Genomic DNA, 9,380 nt, shown 5'->3' on the forward strand with positions numbered 1-9,380 from the left:
TCGTTATTCTATAATAATGTTTGTACCGGTATGTTTACATGGCAGTGACTACAAGTTACTGATGCTTGTTTTCCATCCTCAACCGCTTCTAATGGTCGATTGCAGGTGGTACAGCGTAAATCAGTGAACGTTAAAAACTTTTCTAAAAAGTAGACTGTAATTCTCCCCGGCATCCCACAATGGTCACACGCTAGCGTAATAGATCCATCCTGTTTTGTTTGGATTTGGCGAATACTATTACAGTTTGGACATTGGTCCCAGGAACGAATATACTTGCCTAACGAATAAGTTGGCTGATAGCTAATTGGTTTTTGCTCTCTTTCCACACGTCTAGAAGAAGCCGTTGGAAAATGAATGAATCGATAAACGGATTGTATGACCTTTTTAGCCTCCAGTCTACAAGTGATAAATGGTTGCTTTGGCGACGATTCGAAATTCGTTTCGATAAAAGGTAAACCAATCCAGATGATTTGCCCATCGATGTCGATAAAAGGCTGCACTAAATCCATTGCGATATGGTCAAATTTCCGAAGTGGAATTCCTTCTTTACGAGAACTAATCACCGTTATATGTGTATTATTTTCTGCGTGTATGAATGCCCTCCATAGTTTGTTATTCATTTTATTTGGAATTGATATGGAGATGGTGATTTTTTTCGCCTGTGCAATATCTTTACGTATTTGTTCTTCGTAATCCTCTGTAAACCATTGGAGCCGTGTATCATAGCTTTTTTTTAAAAGCTCCGGTAACTGCTGCCTCGAATAATCTTTACCTTGACTAACAAAATGATCGATTAATTTTCGAATGGTGGTATTTTTCCCTGTTCTAGATTCTAAATACTTTCGATCTGCTAAATGGATGAACTTCCCTTTTGCTCTTGTGATCGCCACATTCATGAGTTTTTCACTATTATTATCGGTAAGTAAAACACTTGCACGGGATTGTGGGTAGCTATCAACCGAATCAAAAATAATCATGTCCCGCTCTGAGCCTTGAAATTTATGAACGGTTGCTGCAATTATTTTATTATCTCCGATTACCTCTTGATTTTCTGGAAAAAATTCCTTAAGCAATACCGTTACGAACCGAGATTGTGCTTTAAATGGTGTAATATATCCAATGGAATCCAGACCATTTGCTTTTGCGGATAATATCAATTGCATGGCAATACAAGCAGATAGTAAATTGTATCGTGAATCAGAGGAAGCATCCTTTAGTGCAAAAGCACCAATCTGCGAGAGATCAAGAAGGATGGCTGCATCGTTAACAAAAGGCTGCATGTTTGCTATCGGTTGGCGAATTGTTGCAACCGCTGCATGATCACTCACTTTATTACCATATATATATTGATTGGTAAACCGGGAGATTTGCGGATGCATTCTTCTTTGCTTCGTTAACGTCATCAGATTTGGAATTGCTTTTTCTAATCCGATATTTTCCACTATTTTCGTCGCTTCAAAAATATCTCGACACAACCATTTTGCTACTATACGATGCTTCGAGATTGCTATTGGTGGTAATTGCTTAAAATCGCCACATACAATTATTCGTTTTCCTAATGAAGCGGCAAATGCAATTTGCGGAATATACGCCATACTTGCTTCATCCACAACGATTAAATCATACTCACGTTCAAATAGGACCGGATCCATTGCCGCTTTAGATAAGGTTGCCCCGATAACTCTGGCATTTTCCACATAGTGTTCTTCTTCTTTTTTAATTTTATAGCGTACTTCCTTTAATTTAGCCTCCGTATTTGCGAGCAGTTTCCCTTTGGAATGATGATAGGTACTTTTTAAATCCGCTCTGCTTTCCTCTAGTTGCGCTTGCTCAATTCGTAATTCCGGACTATTTTTTTCTACTAATTTAGCTGCTAATAAATCTGGATGTTCATTAATTTTTGGATTGCTACTAAAGCCATAGCGGACTATGTCGCCTGTTTTCCATTTGTATTTGCTTTGAATGTAGGTTGCCGCTTCAAATACTAATACATCAACTGCCGCATTACTATGGGACAAAATCAATATTTTTTTGCCTGCTTGATAATGCCTAGCAATCATCCGTGCCAATGTGTATGTCTTTCCTGTTCCTGGAGGTCCCCATACATAGGTTGTAAAATTATATTTTGCCCGAAGTATTAATTCATGAATTTCATTTTTTGCTTTTTCCTGTGGATGTTTTATTGGGGAATTTGCTGCCAATAACCGATGGACACGCTTTTGTTTCATTGGACTTTCGGTAATTCTATCCAAACGCTTCGCTAAAGTTAATAGTAACTCCCATGGCTCACTAAAAAGTATCGCCTCCCTAATCGATTCCCCAATATAGGAATCGACTTTTAGAATGACATCCTGTCCTTCTACTGATACAATTTGACCTGTACATTCTAGATTTTTATATTGTATTCGAATTGGTGTTCCGTCTGGCAGTAATAAATCTGCTGAATAGGTAAACCAATACGTTGCTCCGTCTTCATTTCTCGTTAAACATTTCCCATTTATGATAATCGTCTTCGTACCACCTTGGGTTTTCAATTCATTTGCTTCTATACTTAATGCTTTTTTCCATTGTTCCGTTAAATCTTGGATGCTTGCCATGTCTTACTCCTTTTAAAAAAGATACTTATCTATTTTATCAAAAACAATGGTAAGTAGTATGAATAAAATCGAATTTTACGATGGAAATAGTTTCCCAGTCTGTTTCGCTAAATAACTCGTAAAAGCCCACAGATATACTGCAGGCTTTTGCATTAGTAGTGGATTAATTTACTTGATTGCTAGTTAATGTTACATTTACAGATTTTAATTGCCCCTCATGGTAGAATTCGATTCGTACCGTATCACCGACTTTATGCTCCGTATATAATAGCTTCCGTAAACTGTCGGTATCACTTACTTTCTCCCCATTGACAGAGACAATAATATCATACATTGCCAATCCTGCTTTACCTGCTGCCGAGTTTTCATCTACTGATGTTACTAGTGCACCTTCGGAAACATTTGCAGTATTTACATTTTGTAAATAATAAGGAGGTACTTCTCGTAAGCTTGCTAAGCTGACACCTAAATAGGGACGTTCAATATTTCCTGTTTTTTCTAACTGTTCAATTATTGTAAGAACTTGCTCGCTTGGAATTGCAAATCCTAGTCCTTCTACCCCCTCCTCGGAAATTTTCATGCTATTAATCCCGATAACTTGACCGCTACTATTTAATAATGGACCGCCACTGTTTCCAGCATTAATTGCTGCATCTGTCTGGATTACATCCATATCCCATTCTCCTGCAGAGGTAGATGCCGTAATCGTCCGATCAACAGCACTGATAATACCTTGTGTAACGGTGCGTGATAAATCTAAACCTAGTGGATTTCCAATCGCAATTACTTCATCCCCTGCACGTAAGGATGACGAATCACCAAATGGTAATGCTGTTATATCATAGCTTCCCGTTATTTTAAGAACCGCAATATCCGTTAATGCGTCGGTACCAACAAGCTCAGCAGTTACAACGTCCCCATTGTATAGGGATACTTCAATTTTACTTGCCCCTTCAATTACATGGTTATTCGTTGCAATATATACTTCATTTCCTGATACTTTATAAACAAAACCTGTTCCTGTAGCAGTGGTAACTTCCTGGCTCGATTGCTGTGCAAACGGGTTGCTTTGTTGATTCGAATAGTTGGCTACACCAACAATTGCCTGGGATGATTGCTCAACGATATCCGCAATAGAATTGCTAGTAGTAGCAGAAACTGGTTGTGCATTAACAGTTGATGCTGATGAAGCTGTATCTGTTGTTTGTTCGATTGCTTCCTTTTGTATAGATGCGCCTTCATTTTGTAGTTCAAAATAATTGGTATATGGTAAAACTGTTAAAGTAGCTGCAGACCCGATTACCCCCGCAAGGATGGAGCCAACAACACTTCTCCATACAGGACGCTTTTCTTTTCGCATATCCATTCTCCTTTCATTTTTAGCATTCGTACTGCTTGGTTCTTCGATACGGTCGCTTTCATCAGTATCTGTATTAGACCATCTGTTGTTATTGCTGAATTCCTCATTCGCTGCACCTGCTTCTCCATTACCGTCTGTAGATATTTCTTCATTCTTTCCACAGGAAACAACTTCATGATCCGCTACATTTTGACATTCACTTTGTTCACTATTGTCCATTGTCGTTTCATAGTTTTCTTTATTCAAGCTGTCATTGCTGATTTCATTCGGGTTATCTTCATATTGTTTCGTATTTTCTATTTCATTTTGATTGCTTTCAAATTGTTTGTTATCCATCGCTATCACCCTCTGATTAATTTTATCTAATGCTTCTAACATCATTTACAATAAACCTTATATATGTCAGGAATATGTCAACACAAACAAAATACAATTTTGTATAGAAAAAAGTTCCTATCTATGAAGATCTCCTCGTTCAATCCATTGTTTTATCTGATGAAATATTTACAATCCTTTACAAAAACAAAAAAATGGCTTGGAATAATCCAAACCATTTATAAACAATTGCTTCTTAATTTATTATTCATCATTTATTACTCTGGAATATATGGGAGCTCTAAATTCTTCGGTATATTAATAACATGGGTTTCTGTATAGGCTTTCAATCCTTCTTCCCCATACTCACGGCCAACACCTGACTGTTTTACTCCGCCAAATGGGAAACGAACATCTAGTCCTTGAACAGCTGCCGTATTAATCATCGTTGTTCCTGCTTCAATTTGCCGAGCTACTTTCACCGCATGATCCACTTCTCCCCAAACAGAGCTAGTTAATCCATAAATACTTTCATTATGTAGCTCAATAACTTGTTTTTCATCATCAAAAGGCAGGATTGGTACGGTTGGACCAAATTGTTCTTCTACAACAATTGGATCATGGTAATCTGCACCTAATACTAATGTTGGCTGCAAGAAATAGCCATTATCCATTAGCTCTGGGTCTAATATTTTTCCTAGCTGAATGACCTTTGCACCTTTACTTTTTGCATCTTCTACCAAGCTTTTTACATATTCTACTTGCCGTTTATTATTGACAGGACCTACTGTTACATCTGGATTAAATGGATCCCCAACCCGTATCCATTTATTAGCAGCTTCAATATATTTTTCAACAAATTCATCATAAATCGAACGGTGAACATACACTCGTTTGGCAATCATACAAATTTGACCAGCAGTTAAGAAGTTTGATATTACCATTCTGCGCATTGCTCGCTCATCATTCACATCAAAATCTTCTAAAACAATCGCTGCATCATTTCCACCTAATTCTAGTGTCATCTTTTTGATTGTATCCGAAGCGGCTTTCATAATACTTTTCGCTGTCTTTGTTCCACCAGTAAATGCTATTTTTGCTATTTTCGGATTTGATGTAAGCTCTACCCCTACTTCTGCATCTCCGTGGACTAAATTTACAACCCCTGGTGGAAATTCATTTGCAATAATTTCAATTACTTTACTTACTGCTAAAGGCGCAAATGGGCTAGGTTTTAATACTATCGTATTCCCTGTTAATAAAGCTGGTGCTACCTTAATAGTAGATAGGGAAATCGGATAGTTCCATGGGGAAATTGCAGATACAACACCGATTGGATCAAACGTAATGATGGTTTTTCCATTTTCATGCTCTTTTATTTCTGGCTCAATTACCTTTTTGACATGATTACAAGCAAACTCCATCCACATAATGGAGATTGCAAACTCTCCCTCTGCATCATACAAAGCTTTCCCGTGTTCACGAGATAATAACTTTGCTAATTCTGGTGTGGCATCCTTTAATTTTTGGATTGCCTTTTGCATACGTTCTATCCGTTCATCGACGTCAGACCATTTCCAACTATGAAATGCTTCGTATGCGGCATCAATTGCTTGTACAGTTTCTTCTTTTGTATTTAACGGAGCATACCCGACAATTTCATCGGGGTGCGTTGGATTTTCACGCGGGGCATTTTCCTTCGTTGGAACTTTCTCCCCATTAATAATCGCATCAATTTTAATAGGTTCATTAGGCAATTAGGTTACCTCCACTCAAAATCATTAGTTAAAATCACTGTTAGTATTTATATTGGGAGTGAATTTATTCAAATAATTTATGTTTTATGTGAAACTACAATCTATTGCCCGCCGAAAATATAATAATTTCCATTAACTACTAAATAAATGATACAATAATCGATCCTTGTCATCGAAAAATTGTTTCATAATTGTGTAGTGATTTATATCCTCAAATTTCGTTTCCGTAAGTCCATTTTCTGATAGCTCCATAATTTTTGCAGATGGATAGGACATTATAATTGGAGAATGTGTGGAAATGATAAATTGCGATCCTTCGTTAACCAATTCGTGAATTCTTGCAAGCATAGATATTTGACGTAATGGAGAAAGAGCTGCTTCCGGCTCATCTAAAATATATAGTCCATTTCCTTGAAAACGATGGATAAATGTAGCAAAAAACGATTCCCCATGGGATTGCTGATGCAATGATTTCCCACCAAATGAATCAATAATTTTACGGCCAAAAGATGGAGCAGCATCTAGCTCTTCAATATTGGTTGCTACATTATAAAACGTTTCCGCCCGTAAGAAAAAATGATCCTGCGGTCGTTGCACCCCTCTTGCAATCCGTAAAAATTCATGTAAATTCGAATGAGATTCATAGCTAGCAAAATTAAAATTTAATGTACCGCCTTCTGGATTAAATCCAAGCCCAACGGCAATCCCCTCTAGTAAGGTCGACTTTCCCATCCCATTTTCACCAACAATAAATGTTACATTCGGATGGAACACAAGCTCATCTAAATGTTTAATTACTGGTATGCTGAAAGGAAAAATATGATGTGACGGTATTTTATCGCGCAATAAATATATGCTTCTAATAAATTGATTTCCTTCATCTAAAAGCATAAATCCACCTCCATCCGCATCTAAAGCTATCACTTTCGTTTTTTTACTTTTTTACATAATCCTCATTAATATTTTTATGACTTCTCACCATCTTCTCGGGAAATTCAGCTAAGCTAAAAAACTCAGCCTTAAACGATTCTGTCGTATCTATCCTAATTTCTCCTGCAAAATCACGTGTGTGGTAAGCAGTAGTTACAGAATAAAACTCATCACCATTTTCTGCTCGGACAAAATGATGAGAACCAGAATAAACTCCAATTAGTTGAAGGTTTTCCACCAATAAACCGGTTTCTTCCAATACCTCGCGTTTGGCAGTCTCTTCTGTAGACTCCCCTAATTCCATCAAACCACCGGGTAATCCCCAAACTTCCTTTGGATACGTACGCTGTTGCAGTAATATTCTCCCTGATTCGTCCACTATAATCGTAACAGCACCAACTAAAATTAATGGACGATGTCCGACGATTTTCCTTAAATCCTCCACATATCCCAAAGGAATAACCTCCTAACGCTTATTTAATTGTCCCATTAATAATAATTCACCAGCTACATACTCTGTTCGACCGATCGTATCCGACTGTTCCCCAATTTTTTTATGTGTTGGAAAAATAAAAGTCCATGGTAAACTACAATATGCTCCAATTTCTAATGTCGGAAAGGTAAATATGTTTTCCGCGACTGTTTCTTCCTTTTCAACATAAACAATTTTTTCATCTCTTATTTGAACCGCTTTATCTGTTGGGTTATGAATAAGAACGGTGATTAATAATTCACCTCTATGATTAATTGCACTCCAAAGCATTTGAAAGTGAATAAACGTATCCGAAATTTTCCCTAAATGAAAAGCTTGTTCAATTTTTCTTCTATCAATATCCGCTATTGTTTTATTCCATGCTGCTTCAAAAACTAATTGTTGCATATTAATATTCTCCTCTATTTCTAAACAGATTTCATACTTTATTGTTACATAAGTAGACAAAGATAGAAAGGTAAAGACAGAAAATCATAAATAAGGTAAACAATTTCAAGCTTTAAAGAAAAACAGCTCTCTATGACGTAAGCTGTTCGAATTTTCATTTTCTTCGCGACTAATTTACTCCCAATGTTTCAATAAACTGTCTGATTTCCTTTCGTGAGGATAAAATAATAATATTCTTTTCATCAGCTAATTGCGAAAGCTTATATAAAATTTCTGGTTTTCTTTTTTTCGGATAGGTCCATATCCATTTCAAAAAACTCCAGTCTAATCTTTCCTCACAGCCATCTCCCATATCTGGCCTTGTTTTCTTTCGATATTTCCACATTCTTTTAAACGCACGGTACATGCAAATCAACCGATGTAAATCAACGAATATAATTGTATCTGCTGCCTGGAGCCTAATATCCATTGTTCCATTATAGTTTCCATCAATAATCCATTCTGGTTGTTTCACTAAATGTTGCTGTACTTCGATTTGTTCGTTTCTAGGAACCATTACCCAATTCGGCTTCCAAAATAAAGCGTCAAGATGAAAAACTTCAATATTTAATTTTTCACTTAACCGTCTCGCCAATGTAGATTTGCCTGCCCCACCAGATCCAATCAATATAATTTTTTTCATAGTTCACCTACTCAATAAATTGATAGTTCAGTAGATTTAAATACTTTTACCAATTAAAAATCCGAATTCTATCTTAACACAAATTTTCCATTTACGTCAGAAAATGCTGTCTAATTTTGAAAATGATTATCTGAATTTTATGGTAGAATAAAAGGAAAAAGAATACTAAGGGGGAAAATTGTTACATATGAATACCTATAGGTTTGGTGCTCATGCAATTATTTTAAACGCAGAAGGTCAGGTGCTCCTATTAAAACGAACATATGGAAATAAAGGTTGGAGTACTCCTGGCGGAGGAATAGAGCCTGGAGAAACGATTCATGATGCATTAATACGTGAATGTATAGAAGAACTTGGTGTAGAGGTAAAAGATCCGATATTAACTGGCGTTTATTATCATAGTAATGTTCAATCACAAGTTGCAATGTTTCGCTGCTTCTTACCTAAGGGAAAGGAGATTAAACTAAGTGAAGAGCATTCTGAATATAAATGGTTCCCATTAGAACAATTAGGAGAAATTCAACGAATTAGAGTTAATGATGCAATGGAATATAACGGACGGGTAATAAGTCGTAGTTTTTAATCTGTTTTAAGCTATTGACTGGTATAGTTCTATATTAACTGTTACTTTGCGTTATGAAATTTTTAAAAGAAGTCTGTATGCACAAATATGTACTATGTATTTAAATCTACAAATAAACAAAAAAGAACAGCTTTATTTCAGCTGTTCTTCCCTCTGCCTGGCAACGTCCTACTCTCACAGGGGGAAACCCCCAACTACCATCGGCGCTGAGAAGCTTAACTTCCGTGTTCGGGATGGGAACGGGTGTGACCTTCTCGCCATAGTTACCAGACAATT

Annotated in this window: 8 protein-coding genes and 1 rRNA gene; 1 reads left to right on the forward strand and 8 read right to left on the reverse strand. The window is 36.7% G+C overall.

The features are described from left to right. Positions 1-8: 8 nt before the first annotated feature. From OEV98_RS15635 to OEV98_RS15665, 7 genes are all read right to left on the reverse strand, one after another. Complete coding sequence (locus OEV98_RS15635) at positions 9-2,597, reverse strand: AAA domain-containing protein (RefSeq protein WP_263074294.1); 2,589 nt, start codon at positions 2,595-2,597, stop codon at positions 9-11. A 163-nt stretch (positions 2,598-2,760) separates the two neighbouring features. Beyond that, entirely contained in the window at positions 2,761-4,293 is a 1,533-nt protein-coding gene (locus OEV98_RS15640; RefSeq protein WP_263074295.1) for a S1C family serine protease, read from the reverse strand. A gap of 257 nt (positions 4,294-4,550) precedes the next feature. Continuing rightward, positions 4,551-6,029: an aldehyde dehydrogenase family protein gene (locus OEV98_RS15645; RefSeq protein ID WP_263074296.1), complete on the reverse strand. Its 1,479-nt coding sequence runs from the start codon at positions 6,027-6,029 to the stop codon at positions 4,551-4,553. A 132-nt stretch (positions 6,030-6,161) separates the two neighbouring features. Continuing rightward, the gene (locus OEV98_RS15650; RefSeq protein ID WP_263074297.1) at positions 6,162-6,920 is read right to left on the reverse strand and encodes an AAA family ATPase; all 759 of its coding nucleotides are present in this window, start codon (positions 6,918-6,920) and stop codon (positions 6,162-6,164) included. Between the two features lie 43 nt (positions 6,921-6,963). Beyond that, positions 6,964-7,413: an NUDIX hydrolase gene (locus OEV98_RS15655; protein ID WP_263074298.1), complete on the reverse strand. Its 450-nt coding sequence runs from the start codon at positions 7,411-7,413 to the stop codon at positions 6,964-6,966. A gap of 12 nt (positions 7,414-7,425) precedes the next feature. Beyond that, on the reverse strand, positions 7,426-7,839 hold the full coding sequence (locus OEV98_RS15660; RefSeq protein WP_263074299.1) for an SLAP domain-containing protein: 414 nt from the start codon (positions 7,837-7,839) through the stop codon (positions 7,426-7,428). A gap of 169 nt (positions 7,840-8,008) precedes the next feature. After that, on the reverse strand, positions 8,009-8,521 hold the full coding sequence (locus tag OEV98_RS15665) for a DNA topology modulation protein (protein ID WP_263074300.1): 513 nt from the start codon (positions 8,519-8,521) through the stop codon (positions 8,009-8,011). A gap of 187 nt (positions 8,522-8,708) precedes the next feature. Between OEV98_RS15665 and OEV98_RS15670 the strand changes: the two genes are divergently transcribed. Continuing rightward, positions 8,709-9,104: an NUDIX hydrolase gene (locus OEV98_RS15670; protein ID WP_263074301.1), complete on the forward strand. Its 396-nt coding sequence runs from the start codon at positions 8,709-8,711 to the stop codon at positions 9,102-9,104. Positions 9,105-9,259: 155 nt separating this feature from the next. Here the strand turns inward: OEV98_RS15670 and rrf are convergent. Continuing rightward, positions 9,260-9,375: ribosomal RNA gene (rrf, locus tag OEV98_RS15675) — 5S ribosomal RNA — on the reverse strand. Positions 9,376-9,380 lie beyond the last annotated feature (5 nt).

It is taken from the genome of Perspicuibacillus lycopersici (assembly GCF_025660475.1).
In the GTDB taxonomy this organism is placed as follows: Bacteria; Bacillota; Bacilli; order Bacillales; family Caldibacillaceae; genus Perspicuibacillus; species Perspicuibacillus lycopersici.

Bases quoted from the DNA above. Each gene is read 5' to 3' on its own strand.
- OEV98_RS15635 (WP_263074294.1), bottom strand. From the start codon at position 2,597: ATGGCAAGCATCCAAGATTTAACGGAACAATGGAAAAAAGCATTAAGT.
- OEV98_RS15640 (WP_263074295.1), bottom strand. From the start codon at position 4,293: ATGGATAACAAACAATTTGAAAGCAATCAAAATGAAATAGAAAATACG.
- OEV98_RS15650 (WP_263074297.1), bottom strand. From the start codon at position 6,920: ATGCTTTTAGATGAAGGAAATCAATTTATTAGAAGCATATATTTATTG.
- OEV98_RS15660 (WP_263074299.1), bottom strand. From the start codon at position 7,839: ATGCAACAATTAGTTTTTGAAGCAGCATGGAATAAAACAATAGCGGAT.
- OEV98_RS15665 (WP_263074300.1), bottom strand. From the start codon at position 8,521: ATGAAAAAAATTATATTGATTGGATCTGGTGGGGCAGGCAAATCTACA.
- OEV98_RS15670 (WP_263074301.1), top strand. From the start codon at position 8,709: ATGAATACCTATAGGTTTGGTGCTCATGCAATTATTTTAAACGCAGAA.